Genomic DNA, 16,120 nt, shown 5'->3' on the forward strand with positions numbered 1-16,120 from the left:
CCCTCATGGCTTTTACTGATCCGTTCATCCGCCGTCCGGTGCTCGCCACCGTGGTCAGCCTGTTGATCGTGCTGCTGGGTTTCCAGGCCTGGAGCAAGCTGCCCCTGCGCCAGTACCCGCAGATGGAGAACGCCCTGATCACGGTGACCACCGCCTACCCCGGGGCCAACGCCGAGACCATCCAGGGCTATATCACCCAGCCGATGCAACAGAGTCTGGCCAGCGCCGAGGGCATCGACTACATGACCTCGGTCAGCCGTCAGAATTTCTCGGTGATATCGGTCTACGCCCGCATCGGCTCCAACAGTGACCGACTTTTTACCGAGCTGCTGGCCAAGGCCAACGAAGTCAAAAACCAGCTACCCCAAGATGCTGAAGACCCGGTGCTCAGCCGCGAGGCCGCCGATGCCTCGGCACTGATGTACATCAGTTTTTTCAGTAAGGAACTGAACAACCCGCAGATCACCGACTACCTGTCACGGGTGGTCCAGCCCAAGCTGGCGACATTGCCGGGCATGGCCGAAGCGGAGATCCTCGGCAACCAGGTCTTCGCCATGCGCCTGTGGCTGGATCCGGTCAAGCTTGCCGGTTTCGGCCTCACCGCCGCCGACGTGACCGATGCCGTGCGCCAGTACAACTTCCTCTCGGCCGCCGGTGAGGTGAAAGGCGAATACGTGGTCACCAGTATCAACGCCAACACCGAACTCAAGTCCGCCGAGGCCTTCGCGGCGATTCCGCTCAAGACCGATGGCGACAGCCGCGTGCTGTTGCGCGATGTGGCCCGGGTGGAGATGGGCGCCGAGAACTACGACACCATCAGTTCCTTCGGTGGCACGCCCTCGGTGTACATCGGCATCAAGGCCACCCCCGGCGCGAACCCGCTGGACGTGATCAAGGAAGTGCGCAGGATCATGCCGGATCTGGAGGCCCAACTGCCGGCCAACCTCAAGGCCGAGATCGCCTACGACGCCACCCTGTTCATCCAGGCTTCCATCGACGAGGTGGTCAAAACCCTCTTCGAGGCGGTGCTGATTGTCATCGTCGTGGTGTTCCTGTTCTTGGGCGCCCTGCGTTCGGTGGCCATCCCGGTGGTGACCATCCCGCTGTCGATGATTGGCGTGATGTTCTTCATGCAGTTGATGGGCTACTCGATGAATCTGCTGACCCTGCTCGCCATGGTGCTGGCAATTGGTCTAGTGGTGGACGACGCGATCGTGGTGGTGGAAAACATCCACCGGCACATCGAGGAAGGCAAAAGCCCATTCGACGCTGCAATTGAAGGTGCCCGGGAGATCGCTATGCCGGTGATCTCGATGACCATCACGCTGGCGGCGGTGTACGCGCCGATCGGTCTGTTGGAGGGGCTCACGGGGGCGCTGTTCAAGGAGTTCGCGCTGACGCTCGCCGGCGCGGTGGTCATTTCCGGGATCGTCGCACTGACCCTCTCGCCCATGATGTGCGCCATGCTGCTGCGTCACGAAGAGAACCCCTCGGGACTGGCGCATAAACTGGACGTGGTTTTCGAACGTCTTAAAAACCGCTACCAGCGCATGCTTCACGGCATGCTCAATACCCGGCCTGTGGTGTTGGTGTTCGCGGTGATCGTGCTGCTGCTGATTCCGGTGCTGATCATGTTCACCAAGTCCGAGCTGGCTCCCGATGAAGACCAGGGCATCATCTTCATGATGGCTAATGCCCCGCAGCCGACCAACCTCGACTACCTGAACACCTACACCGATCATTTCATCACCATCTTCAAGGAGTTCCCGGAGTACTACTCCTCGTTCCAGATCAACGGATACAACGGCGTGCAATCGGGCATCGGCGGCTTCCTGCTCAAACCCTGGAACGAACGCAGCCGCACCCAGATGGAAATCCTGCCTGAAGTCCAGGCCAAGCTGGAGAACATCCCCGGCCTGCAAATATTCGGCTTCAACCTGCCCTCCCTGCCTGGCACCGGCGAAGGCTTGCCATTTGCGTTCGTCATCAACTCGCCCAAGGATTACGCAACGCTGTTGCAGATTGCCGAGCGGGTCAAAAAGCGCGCACTGGAATCCGGCAAGTTCGCTTTCATGGACGTTGACCTGGCTTTCGACAAACCCGAAGTCGTCGTGGACATCGATCGTGCCAAGGCCGCCCAGATGGGCGTCTCGATGCAAGACCTGGGCGGCACACTCGCCACCCTGCTGGGTGAAGCCGAGATCAACCGTTTTACCATCGAAGGGCGCAGCTACAAGGTCATCGCCCAGGTCGAACGGCCGTTCCGGGACAATCCGGACTGGTTGAACAACTACTACGTAAAAAATACCCAGGGTGAATTGCTGCCGCTGTCGACGCTGATCAAAGTCAGCGATCGGGCGCGACCACGGCAGTTGAATCAGTTCCAGCAACTCAACGCGGTGACGATCTCGGGTTTTCCCATCGTGAGTATGGGCGAGGCCATCGAGACGGTCCGCCAGATTGCCCAAGAAGAGGCTCCGGTAGGGTTCGCTTTCGACTACGCAGGGGCGTCGCGACAGTTCGTTCAGGAAGGCAGCGCGCTGTGGGTCACCTTTGCCCTGGCGCTGGCGATCATCTTCCTGGTGTTGGCCGCCCAGTTCGAAAGCTTCCGGGACCCGCTGGTGATTCTGGTGACGGTACCGCTGTCGATTTGCGGCGCCTTGATTCCGCTGTTCCTCGGCTGGTCGAGCATGAACATTTACACCCAGGTAGGACTGGTGACGCTGATCGGCCTGATCAGCAAGCACGGGATCCTGATCGTTGAGTTCACCAATCAGCTGCGCAGGGAACAGGGGCTAACCCCACGGGAGGCCGTGGAGCAAGCCGCATCGATTCGCTTGCGTCCCGTACTGATGACCACCGCGGCGACGGTATTTGGCATGGTGCCATTGATCCTCGCTACCGGGGCCGGGGCGGTGAGCCGCTTCGACATCGGCTTGGTGATCGCCACCGGGATGTCGATTGGCACGTTGTTCACACTGTTCGTATTGCCCTGCGTGTATACGTTGCTGGCCAAGCCGGACAAAACCTAACGCGCGACCACTGGCCCTGTAGGCGCTGCCGAAGGCTGCAATCGCCAAAAACAAAGGCCTCGCATATGCGAGGCCTTTGTTTGGGCTCTCTGTCCATCAACTCTGGGGCCTCATGCCTTGGGAAAGACTGAACATGAACAGCAACAGATCGTCGTCCGGCCGGATCGCCTCGCTGGCCTTGGCCACACGTGGCAAAGGGCAATGCGCGTCCGGGTGGGAAGCACTGAGGATCTGCGAACGGGGCTGCTCCCATACCGCCACCGCCATAGAGGTAACTGCCAGGGCTCCTACGAGAAATAAACCTCTAGCAATTTCTAATTTCATCGCTATAAACCTTTGATAGCGCTGCCAAACGCCGCTTTGTAAAAGTAGACGAGTTTTTCCCATTCTGAATCGCTGAACGACGAATGGCGTCGCAGTTGTTTCATGTCATGGGACGCTGCGGTCCAGGAAGTCAGGCGTTGACGGGACTTTTCCAAATCCAGCAGGGCCACTTCGGCTCGAGCGGACTCACCCTCTCCAGTCACGCGCACAAATACATGCTTGATATAGAGGCAGCCATGCTGCCAACGCCCCTTATGCATGCGAGCCAGGTTCTCTGCCAATGCCTGGAGAATTCGGTCATGCCCCGCTTCGCCATGACGCTCGCGCCCGCCTGCGGCATACCAGTGATCCAACTCCACGAAACCGTCCAGCGCATGAGTCACAAGCAGCGCACGCCACTTGTGAATCGGGTCCCGCTGTGCGCCACAGAAGATGACCTTTGGAACGCTGACGTCGAGTCGGCTCAATGCCAGCAGGGCATCTTGCTCACGTAACACGGTTGGGCGGCCAAACGGATGCAACCAGCTACGGTAAATATGCCCTGTCTGACGCTTGGCATAGAGCAGATCGCCGCCGTTGTTGATCCGCTGCACTCCGCTTTCACCACCACGACGCACATTGGGTTGTTCCACCCATTCACCCTGCTGATTCCAGAAGTGTTCGAAGCCGCAGCGGGGGACCGCAGTTGTCTCTACTGCCACAACCATGCTGTTACCTCTTGCGTAATACATAAACTCGCCACATGGCATAGAGCGGCAGGAAGTCCAGTCGTTCCTGAATGCGGAAACCAGCCTGTCGAAATTCACCCTCGACTGTAGCGGCCGGTAACACAAATCGATTCTGGTAGCCTTTCTGCCCACGCGTGTGCTCCAGACGCTTACGTCTCCAGGCCTTGAAATTTCCATCGACCCACAATGAAACGATCACGCTATCACGAGTGACACGTTCGAATTCCCGCAGAATCGCCAGTCGATGCGCAGGTTCACCGATGTGGTGGAGCAGGCGCATGCAAAAAATGCTGTCGACGGCGTTATCAGGCAAGGCAATGTCGAACGCAGAAGCGTGCAAGGGTTGTACCCGTTTTACGACATCGGCGGGTTGAGCGTTCAACGCAGTCTTGAGCATGGCTGTGGAATTGTCCGCACCGATGATCACCCGGTTCGGTTTTTCGGCCAGCACAGGCCATAAACGCCCGGCACCACACGGCAAGTCCAGCACCAGGCCAGGGTCACCTGCCAACGCCAAAGCCATGCGTGCCAGTTGTTCATCACGGCGGTGGGAAAGACGCCGGCTCAGACCGGCCTGGTGTTTATGCAGGTATTGGTGGGCGTGCTTTTCGTCATATTTTTCGGAAAAGTCGAGCTTGATAGGGTTGGACATTGACGGGAGCCTCCATGAGGTAATGGCTCCCACGTTAGGGATGGACATGTGCACGCCAAGTCATCCCTTTGTGAAAACTTCATCATGCAGGCACTCGAGGGTTTTCAGGATATGTCCAACATGCAGGCCTTAGCGCCGTGCTCAGTTGCGAGGATGCAACTCAACCTCAAAATGACAGCCATTGGGCTCCATGGTGCTGAGGCTCACGGTCCAGCCCTGGTTCTCGCAAATCCGCTGGACCAATGAAAGCCCCAACCCAAGCCCTTCGCCGCGCTTTTCGTTACCTCGCACGAACGGTTCGAACATCGCCTCGCGTTTTTCTTCGGGAATGCCCACGCCACTGTCCTCGACCACGAAGCCGGTCGGGGACAGCGTGAGGCGAATGAAGCCCTGATCGGTGTAGTGCAAGGCGTTGCGCAGCAAGTTGCCCATGACGGCGGTCAGGAACGTGGCGTTATACGGGGTGTCGGCGGTTTGCCCCGGCTCGAAGATCAGGGTCAGGCCCTTGGCTTCGATCGGCGCACGCCACAGCCCAACGAGGTCCTCGGCCACCTGCCCTAGCGTCAACCGGGGCGACATGCCGCTGTCTTCGCGCTGGGTCCTGGCGAGCATCAGGAAGGTTTGCACCAGCTCGCGCATTTCTTCACTGGCCCGACTGATCCGCTCGACCTGTTTGCGACCGCGCTGATCCAGGGCCGGGTTCTCCAGCAACAGCTCACAGGAGCTGGCCAGGACCATCAACGGCGTGCGTAGCTCATGGCTTACGTCGCTGGTGAACAACCGTTCACGCGTCAGGGCCTGGCGCAGTCGCCCCAGCGTAGCGTCGAACGCCACGGCCAGTTCTCCCACTTCATCGGCGGCATAGTCAGGGGCCAGCGGCGGGGCCAGCCCGAGGAGCTGGTCGCGATGGCGCACTTGCCGGGCCAGACGTACGACCGGCGCCATCACCCGGCGAGCCAGGACCCAACCCAGGAACACCGCCAGCGCCAGGCTGAGCACGAAACCCACCAGCACCACGGCGAACAGCACCCGTTCGCGCTCTTCAAAATCGCTCTGGTCCTGCAGTAGCACGTAGTGTCGACCGTCAACAATCTCGACCATGGCGTGATACGACAATTGCGCGCGAAAGACCTCGTGGAAACCGCGATCCAGGTGACGCAGATCCTTGGGCAAATCGAAGTCACCCGGGCCGCCACTGAAATAGAACAACTGGTCGGGTTCCGGACGATGACTCCAGTCCGAAACGCTGTCCATCAGCAGCAGGCGTTGCAGGTCACCCCCAAGCCCGGCGGAAATCAGCCTTTCTTCCACCAAGTGAACCGTCGCCACGATGCCCATGGCGAATGCCCCGGCGACCAACGCGCTCATCAGCGCAAAGGCGATGATGATCCGTTGGGCAAGGCTCTGCTTAAACTCCATCTCGGCCCTCGGCCAGGCGATAACCCACGCCATGCACGGTGTGCAACAGCGGTTTGTCGAACGGTTTGTCGATCACCTGACGTAATTGGTGAACATGGCTGCGCAGACTGTCGCTGTCCGGGCAATCATCGCCCCACAAGGCTTCTTCGAGGATTTCCCGGCGCAGCACGTGGGGGCTTTTCTGCATCAAGACCGCCAGCAGCTTCAGGCCTACAGGGTTGAGCTTCAGCAGTTTGCCTTCGCGGGTGACTTCCAGGGTATCGAGGTCGTAACTCAGGTCACCGACCTGCAAAGCGCGCCGCCCGCCGCCCTGGGCCCGACGCATGACCGCTTCGATCCGCGCCGCCAGCTCCGACAAGGCAAAAGGTTTGACCAGGTAATCATCGGCGCCGGACTTGAACCCTTGCAGGCGATCGTCCAGTTGATCCCGGGCGGTGAGCATGATCACCGGTGTATCACGTCGGGCGTCCTCGCGCAGGCGCTTGCACAAGGTGTAGCCGTCGATGCCCGGCAGCATGATGTCGAGCACGATCAGGTCATAGTGCTCGGTCGCGGCCAGGTGTAACCCCGACAAACCATCCTGGGCACAATCGACGGTATAGCCTTTGAGCCCCAGGTAATCGGCCAGATTGGCCAGGATGTCACGGTTGTCTTCAACCAACAGAATTCGCATGGGCATCTCCTCTGCGCACGTGGACGGTCATCGTGGCCCGCGCAGCTTAAGGCCAAGTGTGAATCACGGCTAGGGTTGTATCGGCGGTCGTAGCGAGCAAGCCCACTCCCCGCAAGGGTCGCGCGTGGGTTGCCTGGACATTGACGAGTTTTTCACCCGGCATTCACGCCTCGCCCACGGTGCCCGGACCAGACTGCGCGCAACGCGCTGCTCAAGAACACTTCACCAAAGGTACTGCCATGGTTTCCACCACCACCCGTCCCGTCTCCAGGTCGCTGAATTTCCGGGTCGCCCTGGGCCTGCCCGCTGCAATCGCGGTGATCCTGGTGCTGTTGGAACTGACCACGCTGGACATGGATCTGGCCAGGCTGTTCTACGACCCAGTCGACGGGTTCATCGGTCGGCACAGTTTTTTTCTGGAAGACATTCTGCATGACCGGGCCAAACAGGTGGTCATCGCGTTTTCTGTGCTGTCGATTCTCGGGTTCATCTGCACGTTCTTCCTCACCCGACTCAAACCGTTCAAACGCGAACTGGGCTGCCTGGTGCTCTCCCTGGCGCTGGCTACTTCTTTCGTCACGCCGATGAAAGCCGTAACGGCAGTGCAATGCCCCTGGAGCCTGAAGGAGTTCGGAGGCAAGCAAACCTACAGCGAACTGCTGAGCCCGCGCCCGGCAACTGACAAACCCGGCCGATGCTGGCCCGGCGGTCACGCTGCCACCGGGTTTACGCTGTTCGCGTTGTTCTTCGTACTGCGCGACCGCCGCCCTCGCCTGGCCCGCCTGGCCTTCATATTCGCTGCCTCCCTGGGAACGCTGTTCTCCGTGAGCCGCATGATGCAAGGGGCGCATTTCTTTTCCCACAATGCGTGGACAGCGGTGTTCTGTTGGCTGATTTGCCTGGGGTGTTATTACTACGTGCTGTACCGGCCGGCCTCTACAGCGAAGCGAGCGGCGACAACACAACCCGTCAATGCTTGAACACCAATCTGAATGTGGGAGCGAGCCTGCTCGCGATAGCGTCGGATCAGCAACATTGAGGGTGACTGTTACACCGCTATCGCGAGCAGGCTCGCTCCCACAGGGATTGGTGCAAATTCAATGAGCGGGGTAAACCCGAGGCATTAAAAAACCCCGCCTGCTTTCGCAGACGGGGTTTTTCAGTACAGGGGTAAGGCTGGCTTACATCATGCCGCCCATGCCACCCATGCCGCCCATGTCTGGCATACCGCCGCCAGCTGGAGCGTCTTCCTTGATTTCAGCGATCATCGCCTCGGTGGTGATCATCAGGCTGGCAATCGACGAAGCCGCTTGCAGAGCCGAACGAGTCACTTTGGCTGGGTCCAGGATACCCATTTCGATCATGTCGCCGTATTCGCCGGTCGCAGCGTTGTAACCGTAGTTACCCGAACCCTGCTTGACCTTGTCGACCACAACGCTTGGCTCGTCGCCGGAGTTGGCAACGATCTGGCGCAGCGGTGCTTCAACAGCGCGACGCAGCAACTGGATGCCCACGTTCTGGTCATCGTTGTCGCCTTTGAGCTCGCTGATGGCCTGCAGGGCACGAACCAGTGCCACGCCGCCGCCAGGTACCACGCCTTCTTCGACGGCTGCGCGGGTTGCGTGCAGGGCGTCTTCAACGCGGGCTTTCTTCTCTTTCATTTCAACTTCGGAACCGGCGCCAACCTTGATCACTGCAACGCCGCCCGACAGCTTGGCCAGACGCTCTTGCAGTTTTTCACGGTCGTAGTCGGACGAAGTGTCGGCCACCTGTGCGCGGATCTGAGTAACGCGAGCCTGGATATCAGCCTCTACGCCAGCACCGTCAATCACGGTGGTGTTTTCCTTGGACAGGATCACGCGCTTGGCGTTACCCAGGTGCTCCAGGGTGGTGCTTTCCAGGCTCAGGCCGATCTCTTCGGAGATAACGGTACCGCCGGTCAGTACGGCGATGTCCTGCAGCATGGCCTTGCGACGGTCGCCGAAGCCAGGTGCCTTGACGGCAGCGACTTTAACGATACCGCGCATGTTGTTCACAACCAGAGTCGCCAGGGCTTCGCCTTCAACGTCTTCAGCCACGATCAGCAGTGGGCGGCCGGCTTTGGCAACGGCTTCCAGCACTGGCAGCATTTCGCGGATGTTGGAGATTTTCTTGTCGACCAGCAGGATCAGCGGGCTCTCAAGCTCGGCAACCATGGTGTCCGGCTTGTTGACGAAGTACGGCGACAGGTAGCCACGGTCGAACTGCATGCCTTCAACAACCGACAGTTCGTTTTCCAGGCCCGAGCCTTCTTCAACGGTGATCACGCCTTCTTTACCGACTTTTTCCATGGCTTCGGCAATGATGTCGCCGATGGAGTTGTCGGAGTTGGCCGAGATGGTGCCGACCTGAGCGATAGCCTTGGTGTCAGCGCATGGCTTGGACAGGGCTTTAAGCTCTTTGACGATGGCGATGGTCGCCTTGTCGATGCCGCGCTTGAGGTCCATCGGGTTCATGCCGGCAGCGACAGCCTTGAGGCCTTCGTTGACGATCGATTGAGCCAGTACGGTCGCGGTGGTGGTGCCGTCACCAGCATCATCGTTGGCACGGGAGGCAACGTCTTTGACCAGTTGCGCGCCCATGTTTTCAAAGCGGTCTTTGAGCTCGATTTCCTTGGCTACGGAAACGCCGTCCTTGGTGATGGTCGGAGCGCCGAAGCTCTTCTCGATGATCACGTTACGGCCTTTAGGGCCCAGGGTCGCTTTTACTGCGTCAGCCAGGACGTTGACACCGGCGAGCATTTTCTTGCGGGCGGAATCGCCGAATTTAACTTCTTTAGCAGCCATGATCGATATTCCTTAAATACTTTGTAGTAACGGGAAAATGAGCGGGGGAATCAGTCTTCCAGGACAGCGAGGATTTCGTTCTCGCTCATCACCAGCAGGTCTTCGCCGTCGACTTTCACTGTGTTGCTGCCGGAGTAAGGGCCGAACACAACCTTGTCACCCACTTTCACGGCCAGCGCACGTACTTCACCGTTTTCCAGAGCCTTGCCTGGGCCTACAGCGAGAACTTCACCGTGGTTGGCTTTTTCAGCAGCCGAACCTGGCAGGACGATACCGCCAGCGGTTTTCTTCTCTTCTTCGCTGCGACGGATGACGACGCGGTCATGCAGAGGACGAAGCTTCATTGTCGATCTCTCCTAATTTTGGTTTTCATCGGCCGGTGTAGTCCCGGCGGGTTTAACAAAAGCCGGCGGAGCCGGATGCGGTTCGTCAAGCGAACCGCGGAAGTCTGTCCAGTGTCGCCACCGGAAACCTTGCGGTGACCCATACATAAGGGCGTACAAGCCGATTTCAAGGGTCGGGTAGAAAATTTTTTACTTCACGAAGCCGAAAACGAACACGGCACCCGAAGGTGCCGTGTCGCTGGTTTTACTTGGTATCGCGGTGCTCGAACTCGCCTTCGATCACATCCGGTTCGCGGCCCACAGGTTCTCGTGGAGGCGGCCCGCCACGGGGCTGAAGGTCGTCGGCGAAGGCTCGCTGGCGAATCGCCTGTTCTTCGGCACGCTGGCGCATTTTATTGGCCAGCAACCGACGGGTGAACGGCAGCAGCATGACCAGGCCCAGCACATCGCTGATGAAGCCAGGCAGGATCAACAGACCGCCACCCAAGGCCAGCATCAGGCCTTCGAGCATGGTCTGGGCAGGCAGCTCGCCACGGTTCAGGCTTTCACGGGCACGCAGAGCCGTGGCGAGGCCGGCGATGCGCAGCACGAACACGCCGAGCATCGAGCCGAGAATGACCAGCAGCAGCGCCGGGAAAAACCCGATCGCCCCGCTGACCTTGACGAATACGAACAGCTCCAACACCGGGAACAGCAGAAAGAGCAACAAAAAAGGGCGCATCAAAAGGTTCCTCAACGCAAGAATGCCTTGCTATCAAACCCTAAATGACGTCGCCCTTTCGTGAATTCAAGCGTCAGCCTCAGCATTTTTTGGCCATTGCTCGGCGTGAGCCAGATAAACCAAGGCTTCGCGCACTTGTGTCGGCGTATTGCAAGGCGCTGGAAACGCCAGCCAGTACAGGGCCTGACCGATCCGCAAGTGCATGCCTTCGCTGTCGATACCGGCCAGTTGCGCAGGTTCGGTGGCGGGCAGACCGGCCAGCTCGACGTAATGCGCGATGGCCTTGGCATGGTCGGCATTCATGTGGTCGATCATGCTGGCTTCGGCCTTGCCGGCGAAGGGGTTGGCCAGGGTGATCTGGTCGATCCAGTGAATGGCCCCAAAGCCACCGATGTAACGATGACGCACCGGGTTGAGCACCCAAAAATCGAAGTCATGGGCTTTGTGGTAGTTCTGCGACTCCGGGAAATAACGGTAGTAACGCTCAGCGGCGGCGTCGATGGCGAGGTTGTCTTCCAGCTTGCGCGCCTCGGCCAGATAAGTCAGGCGCCCTACGGCCTGCACATCCTCGGCCCCCCGCTCACCTACGAGCATTGAACACTTGGGGTCTTTTTGCAGGTTGTGGGTGTGTTGGGCGATACGGCTGATCAGGATCAGTGGACGGCCTTGGTCGTCCAGGCAATAGGGCACCACGGAGCCGAACGGGAAACCGGGCATGGATTTGGAATGGGTGGAGAGCACTCCACGGTATTCCTTGAGCAGCAATTCTCGTGCATGCTTGGCAGCTTCAACGCTCAATTTATGACTCCTTTGATCAAATCCGTCTGGAAACGGTCAGGCGACTGGAGCAAAGTACCAGCGCGCCTTTAGGCAGTTCTCGTGTGCAACCGGGCTACGCCGTCGCAGATCGAGAGGCCAGTAAAAGGACATCCTCCAACCGCTCTGCAATCTGGACATGCCAATGCAACTCACCGACAAAGTAATCATTATCACCGGCGGTTGCCAGGGTCTGGGCCGCTCCATGGCCGAGTATTTCGCCGGCAAAGGCGCCAAGCTCGCCCTGGTGGACCTCAATCAGGAAAAACTCGACCAGGCGGTTGCCGCCTGCGTGGCCAAGGGTGTCGAGGCCCGGGCTTATCTGTGCAACGTCGCCAATGAGGAGCAAGTGAGCGACATGGTCGCCCGGGTCGCCGAGGACTTCGGCGCGATCCACGGCTTGATCAACAACGCCGGGATCCTGCGCGACGGCTTGCTGCTCAAGGTCAAGGACGGCGAAATGAGCAAAATGAGCCTGGCCCAGTGGCAGGCGGTGATTGACGTCAACCTCACGGGTGTCTTCCTGTGTACCCGCGAAGTGGCAGCGAAAATGGTCGAGCTGAAGAACAGCGGCGCGATCATCAACATTTCGTCGATCTCGCGCGCCGGCAACGTCGGCCAGACGAACTATTCGGCGGCCAAGGCCGGCGTGGCGGCCGCCACCGTGACCTGGGCCAAGGAACTGGCACGCTACGGCATCCGTGTCGCCGGCATCGCGCCGGGCTTCATCGAAACCGAAATGACCCTGGGCATGAAACCCGAAGCCCTGGAAAAAATGACCTCTGGCATCCCGCTCAAGCGCATGGGCAAACCCGAGGAGATCGCCCATTCGGCGGCGTACATCTTCGAGAACGACTATTACACCGGTCGGATCCTGGAGATGGATGGCGGGTTGCGGATCTAAAAACCGACACACAACCACTGTGGGAGCGAGCCTGCTCACGATGGCGCCGGGTCAGTCAACTTTGATGTGACTGATACACCGCTATCGCGAGCAGGCTCGCTCCCACAATGGATTGTGTTACGGCTTATTCAATCGTCGCTCATGGTGATGTTCGGCATCGCCGGTGACGCAGCCTCTTGCAGCACGATCCGCGCGCCGACGTGGCGGGCCAGTTCCTGATAGACCATGGCGATCTGGCTATCCGGCTCGGCAATGACCGTGGGTTTGCCGCCGTCGGCCTGCTCGCGAATCAGCATCGACAGCGGCAGCGAGGCCAGCAGTTCGACGCCGTACTGGCTCGCCAGTTTTTCTCCGCCGCCTTCACCGAACAGATGCTCGGCATGTCCGCAGTTCGAGCAGATGTGCACGGCCATGTTTTCCACCACACCCAGTACCGGGATGTTCACTTTGCGGAACATCTCCACACCCTTGCGGGCGTCCAGCAGGGCCAGATCCTGCGGCGTGGTGACGATCACCGCACCGGCCACCGGGACTTTCTGCGCCAGGGTCAGTTGGATATCCCCGGTGCCTGGTGGCATGTCGATCACCAGGTAATCCAGATCGCCCCAGGCGGTCTGCGTCACCAGCTGCAGCAAGGCGCCGGAAACCATCGGCCCGCGCCAGACCATCGGCGTGTTGTCATCGGTCAGGAAGGCCATGGACATGACTTCCACGCCATGGGACTGGATCGGAACGAACCATTTCTGGTCCTTGACCTGCGGCCGGGTGCCCTCGGCAACGCCGAACATGATGCCCTGACTCGGGCCGTATATGTCCGCGTCGAGAATCCCGACCTTCGCGCCTTCACGGGCCAGGGCCAGGGCCAGGTTGGCGGCGGTGGTGGACTTACCCACGCCGCCCTTGCCCGAGGCCACGGCGATCACGTTCTTGACGTTCGCCAGCCCCGGCACTTGCGCCTGGGCCTTGTGGGCAGCGATCACGCTGGTGACGTCGACTTTGGCGCTGGCTACATCGTCCAGGGACTCGATCGCCATTTGCAGCATCTGCGCCCAACCGTTCTTGAACAGATCGGCGGCGTAGCCGATTTCCAGCTGGACGCTGACGCGATCACCCTGGATGTCGATGGCGCGCACGCATCCGGCGCTGACCGGGTCCTGGTTCAGGTAAGGGTCGGTGTACTGGCGAAGAACGGCTTCCACCGCTGCGCGATTGACGGCGCTCATGGGCAACTCCGATAGCAAGACTTGAAAAACAGGCCGCTATCCTACGCCCCACGCTGCCGCGTGGCGACTTGATTACTGTCGCGCGAACACCTTTGTGGCGAGGGGATTTATCCCCGTTGGGGCGCGCAGCGGCCCTAAAACCTGCTGCTACAGTGTGTCAGAGTGCTCTATTTTGGACTGCTGCGCAGTCCAGCGGGGATAAATCCCCTCGCCACAGGTTGTGTCCATACCGCCCCCAGCAATGCATCCGGAAACAGGCCAGTGGGGTGAAATATATTTCCCAGCGCTTTATAGTGGCCGACCTCCGTTTCATCAAGTAGCCGAGCCCCATGTCCGAGCCACGCAAGATCCTCGTCACCAGCGCCCTGCCCTATGCCAATGGTTCGATTCACCTCGGCCATATGCTGGAATACATCCAGACCGATATGTGGACGCGCTTCCAGAAACATCGCGGCAACCAGTGCATCTATGTCTGCGCCGACGACGCCCACGGTTCGGCCATCATGCTGCGCGCGGAAAAGGAAGGCATCACCCCGGAGCAACTGATCGCCAACGTCCAGGCCGAACACAGCGCCGACTTTGCCGATTTCCTGGTGGACTTCGACAACTTCCACTCCACTCACGCCGAAGAAAACCGTGAGCTGTCGAGCCAGATCTACCTGAAGCTGCGTGACGCCGGGCACATCGCGACCCGTTCGATCACCCAGTATTTCGACCCGGAAAAGAAAATGTTCCTGGCCGACCGCTTCATCAAAGGCACTTGCCCGAAATGTGGCACCGAGGACCAGTACGGCGATAACTGCGAAAAATGCGGCGCCACCTACGCACCGACCGACCTGAAGGACCCGAAATCGGCGATTTCCGGGGCGACGCCAGTGCTCAAGGACTCCCAGCACTTCTTCTTCAAGCTGCCGGACTTCCAAGAGATGCTGCAAACCTGGACCCGCAGCGGCACGTTGCACGACGCGGTGGCCAATAAGCTCGCCGAATGGCTCGACTCCGGCCTGCAAGAGTGGGACATTTCCCGCGATGCGCCGTACTTCGGCTTCGAAATCCCCGGCGAGCCCGGCAAGTATTTCTACGTATGGCTGGACGCGCCCATCGGCTACATGGCGAGCTTCAAGAACCTTTGCGACCGTACGCCGGAGCTGGACTTCGACGCGTTCTGGGGCAAGGACTCCACGGCCGAGGTGTATCACTTCATCGGCAAGGACATCGTGAACTTCCACGCGCTGTTCTGGCCCGCCATGCTCGAAGGCGCCGGTTTCCGTAAACCGACCGGTATCAACGTCCACGGCTACCTGACCGTCAACGGCCAGAAAATGTCCAAGTCCCGCGGCACCTTCATCAAGGCCCGGACCTACCTGGACCATCTGTCGCCGGAATACCTGCGCTACTACTACGCGGCCAAGCTCGGCCGTGGCGTGGACGACCTGGACCTGAACCTTGAAGACTTCGTGCAGAAGGTCAACTCCGACCTGGTGGGCAAGGTAGTCAACATCGCCAGCCGTTGCGCCGGCTTCATCCACAAAGGCAACGCCGGTGTACTGGTGGCCGGTAACGCCGCGCCGGAACTGACCGAGGCCTTTCTGGCGGCGGCCCCGAGCATCGCCGAAGCCTACGAGGCCCGTGACTTTGCTCGGGCGATGCGCGAGATCATGGCCCTGGCCGACCGCGCCAATGCCTGGATCGCCGACAAGGCGCCGTGGTCACTGAACAAACAGGAAGGCAAGCAGGACGAAGTCCAGGCGATCTGCGCCCTGGGTATCAATCTGTTCCGCCAACTGGTGATCTTCCTCAAGCCGGTGCTGCCGTTGCTGGCCGCCGATGCCGAAGCTTTCCTGAACGTCGCACCGCTGACCTGGGACGATCACCAGACGCTGCTGAGCAACCATCAACTGAACGAGTTCAAGCCGCTGATGACTCGCATCGACGCCACCAAGGTGCAAGCCATGACCGACGCCTCGAAAGAAGACCTGGCCGCCAGCCAGACCGACACCGGTGCCCCGGTCGGCAATGGCGAGCTGACCAAGGACCCGTTGTCGCCGGAGATCGATTTCGACGCCTTTGCCGCCATCGATCTGCGCGTAGCCCTGATCGTCAAGGCTGAAGCCGTGGAAGGCGCCGACAAGCTACTGCGCCTGACGCTGGACATCGGTGATGAGCAGCGCAACGTGTTCTCCGGCATCAAGAGCGCCTATCCAGACCCGGCCAAGCTCGAAGGCCGGCTGACGATGATGATCGCCAACCTCAAGCCACGCAAAATGCGTTTCGGCATCTCCGAAGGCATGGTGATGGCGGCAGGTCCCGGCGGTGAAGAAATCTACCTGCTGAGCCCCGATAGCGGCGCCAAGCCGGGTCAGCGGATCAAATAACGCGACCACGCGCGGTACCGATCCCACAGTCGCCGGCAGGCGACTGTGGGATTTTCATATCTGGCCCACCCTGACGGTGTGCCG

At 59.9% G+C, this 16,120-nt stretch carries 14 protein-coding genes; 4 read left to right on the plus strand and 10 right to left on the minus strand.

All coding sequences use genetic code 11. The features are described 5' to 3' along the window. The first annotated feature begins 5 nt into the window (after nucleotides 1–5). A complete protein-coding gene (locus GKKCFE_RS19570) occupies nucleotides 6–3,032 on the plus strand; it encodes a multidrug efflux RND transporter permease subunit (protein ID WP_445576996.1) in 3,027 nt (1,008 codons plus the stop codon). Between the two features lie 96 nt (nucleotides 3,033–3,128). On the opposite strand, the gene GKKCFE_RS19575 is transcribed toward GKKCFE_RS19570, so the two are convergent. From GKKCFE_RS19575 to colR, 5 genes are all read right to left on the minus strand, one after another. Then, complete coding sequence (locus GKKCFE_RS19575) at nucleotides 3,129–3,356, minus strand: hypothetical protein (RefSeq protein ID WP_076383717.1); 228 nt, start codon at nucleotides 3,354–3,356, stop codon at nucleotides 3,129–3,131. A 2-nt stretch (nucleotides 3,357–3,358) separates the two neighbouring features. Then, nucleotides 3,359–4,063 carry a lipopolysaccharide kinase InaA family protein gene (locus tag GKKCFE_RS19580; RefSeq protein ID WP_188251993.1) on the minus strand — a complete coding sequence of 235 codons (705 nt, stop codon included), beginning with the start codon at nucleotides 4,061–4,063 and terminating at the stop codon, nucleotides 3,359–3,361. Between the two features lie 4 nt (nucleotides 4,064–4,067). Beyond that, nucleotides 4,068–4,736 (minus strand): class I SAM-dependent methyltransferase, encoded by a 669-nt coding sequence (locus GKKCFE_RS19585; protein ID WP_139049326.1) that lies wholly within the window; start codon nucleotides 4,734–4,736, stop codon nucleotides 4,068–4,070. 141 nt (nucleotides 4,737–4,877) lie between these two features. After that, nucleotides 4,878–6,155, minus strand: coding sequence for a sensor histidine kinase (locus GKKCFE_RS19590; protein WP_139049325.1), 1,278 nt, complete (start codon nucleotides 6,153–6,155; stop codon nucleotides 4,878–4,880). Further along, nucleotides 6,145–6,828 carry a two-component system response regulator ColR gene (colR, locus tag GKKCFE_RS19595; RefSeq protein WP_047226998.1) on the minus strand — a complete coding sequence of 228 codons (684 nt, stop codon included), beginning with the start codon at nucleotides 6,826–6,828 and terminating at the stop codon, nucleotides 6,145–6,147. Before colR ends, GKKCFE_RS19590 begins: the two co-directional genes overlap by 11 nt. A gap of 239 nt (nucleotides 6,829–7,067) precedes the next feature. Between colR and GKKCFE_RS19600 the strand changes: the two genes are divergently transcribed. After that, nucleotides 7,068–7,808, plus strand: coding sequence for a phosphatase PAP2 family protein (locus tag GKKCFE_RS19600; RefSeq protein ID WP_445576997.1), 741 nt, complete (start codon nucleotides 7,068–7,070; stop codon nucleotides 7,806–7,808). Nucleotides 7,809–8,009: 201 nt separating this feature from the next. Here GKKCFE_RS19600 and groL read toward each other — a convergent pair whose 3' ends face one another. From groL to GKKCFE_RS19620, 4 genes are all read right to left on the minus strand, one after another. Further along, complete coding sequence (groL, locus tag GKKCFE_RS19605; RefSeq protein WP_047227000.1) at nucleotides 8,010–9,653, minus strand: chaperonin GroEL; 1,644 nt, start codon at nucleotides 9,651–9,653, stop codon at nucleotides 8,010–8,012. 50 nt (nucleotides 9,654–9,703) lie between these two features. After that, nucleotides 9,704–9,997 carry a co-chaperone GroES gene (locus tag GKKCFE_RS19610; RefSeq protein ID WP_047227001.1) on the minus strand — a complete coding sequence of 98 codons (294 nt, stop codon included), beginning with the start codon at nucleotides 9,995–9,997 and terminating at the stop codon, nucleotides 9,704–9,706. A gap of 244 nt (nucleotides 9,998–10,241) precedes the next feature. After that, entirely contained in the window at nucleotides 10,242–10,718 is a 477-nt protein-coding gene (locus tag GKKCFE_RS19615) for an FxsA family protein (RefSeq protein ID WP_047227002.1), read from the minus strand. A gap of 66 nt (nucleotides 10,719–10,784) precedes the next feature. Next, nucleotides 10,785–11,516 carry a HugZ family pyridoxamine 5'-phosphate oxidase gene (locus GKKCFE_RS19620; protein ID WP_076383714.1) on the minus strand — a complete coding sequence of 244 codons (732 nt, stop codon included), beginning with the start codon at nucleotides 11,514–11,516 and terminating at the stop codon, nucleotides 10,785–10,787. A gap of 163 nt (nucleotides 11,517–11,679) precedes the next feature. Between GKKCFE_RS19620 and GKKCFE_RS19625 the strand changes: the two genes are divergently transcribed. Continuing rightward, entirely contained in the window at nucleotides 11,680–12,438 is a 759-nt protein-coding gene (locus GKKCFE_RS19625) for an SDR family oxidoreductase (protein ID WP_047227004.1), read from the plus strand. A gap of 128 nt (nucleotides 12,439–12,566) precedes the next feature. Here GKKCFE_RS19625 and apbC read toward each other — a convergent pair whose 3' ends face one another. Beyond that, nucleotides 12,567–13,661 (minus strand): iron-sulfur cluster carrier protein ApbC, encoded by a 1,095-nt coding sequence (apbC, locus tag GKKCFE_RS19630; RefSeq protein ID WP_439125193.1) that lies wholly within the window; start codon nucleotides 13,659–13,661, stop codon nucleotides 12,567–12,569. Nucleotides 13,662–13,990: 329 nt separating this feature from the next. Here apbC and metG point away from each other — a divergent pair, with 329 nt between their 5' ends. Beyond that, nucleotides 13,991–16,036, plus strand: a complete 2,046-nt coding sequence (gene metG / locus GKKCFE_RS19635) for a methionine--tRNA ligase (protein WP_445576998.1) — start codon at nucleotides 13,991–13,993, stop codon at nucleotides 16,034–16,036. Nucleotides 16,037–16,120: the final 84 nt, after the last annotated feature.

The sequence above is a fragment of the Pseudomonas sp. E141 genome, from assembly GCF_052659885.1.

Coding starts and splice junctions, on each gene's coding strand:
- GKKCFE_RS19585 (WP_139049326.1), bottom strand. CDS start 4,736: ATGTCCAACCCTATCAAGCTCGACTTTTCCGAAAAATATGACGAAAAG.
- groL (WP_047227000.1), bottom strand. CDS start 9,653: ATGGCTGCTAAAGAAGTTAAATTCGGCGATTCCGCCCGCAAGAAAATG.
- GKKCFE_RS19580 (WP_188251993.1), bottom strand. CDS start 4,063: ATGGTTGTGGCAGTAGAGACAACTGCGGTCCCCCGCTGCGGCTTCGAA.
- GKKCFE_RS19615 (WP_047227002.1), bottom strand. CDS start 10,718: ATGCGCCCTTTTTTGTTGCTCTTTCTGCTGTTCCCGGTGTTGGAGCTG.
- GKKCFE_RS19600 (WP_445576997.1), top strand. CDS start 7,068: ATGGTTTCCACCACCACCCGTCCCGTCTCCAGGTCGCTGAATTTCCGG.
- GKKCFE_RS19625 (WP_047227004.1), top strand. CDS start 11,680: ATGCAACTCACCGACAAAGTAATCATTATCACCGGCGGTTGCCAGGGT.
- GKKCFE_RS19610 (WP_047227001.1), bottom strand. CDS start 9,997: ATGAAGCTTCGTCCTCTGCATGACCGCGTCGTCATCCGTCGCAGCGAA.
- GKKCFE_RS19590 (WP_139049325.1), bottom strand. CDS start 6,155: ATGGAGTTTAAGCAGAGCCTTGCCCAACGGATCATCATCGCCTTTGCG.
- metG (WP_445576998.1), top strand. CDS start 13,991: ATGTCCGAGCCACGCAAGATCCTCGTCACCAGCGCCCTGCCCTATGCC.
- GKKCFE_RS19575 (WP_076383717.1), bottom strand. CDS start 3,356: ATGAAATTAGAAATTGCTAGAGGTTTATTTCTCGTAGGAGCCCTGGCA.
- apbC (WP_439125193.1), bottom strand. CDS start 13,661: ATGAGCGCCGTCAATCGCGCAGCGGTGGAAGCCGTTCTTCGCCAGTAC.
- GKKCFE_RS19570 (WP_445576996.1), top strand. CDS start 6: ATGGCTTTTACTGATCCGTTCATCCGCCGTCCGGTGCTCGCCACCGTG.
- colR (WP_047226998.1), bottom strand. CDS start 6,828: ATGCGAATTCTGTTGGTTGAAGACAACCGTGACATCCTGGCCAATCTG.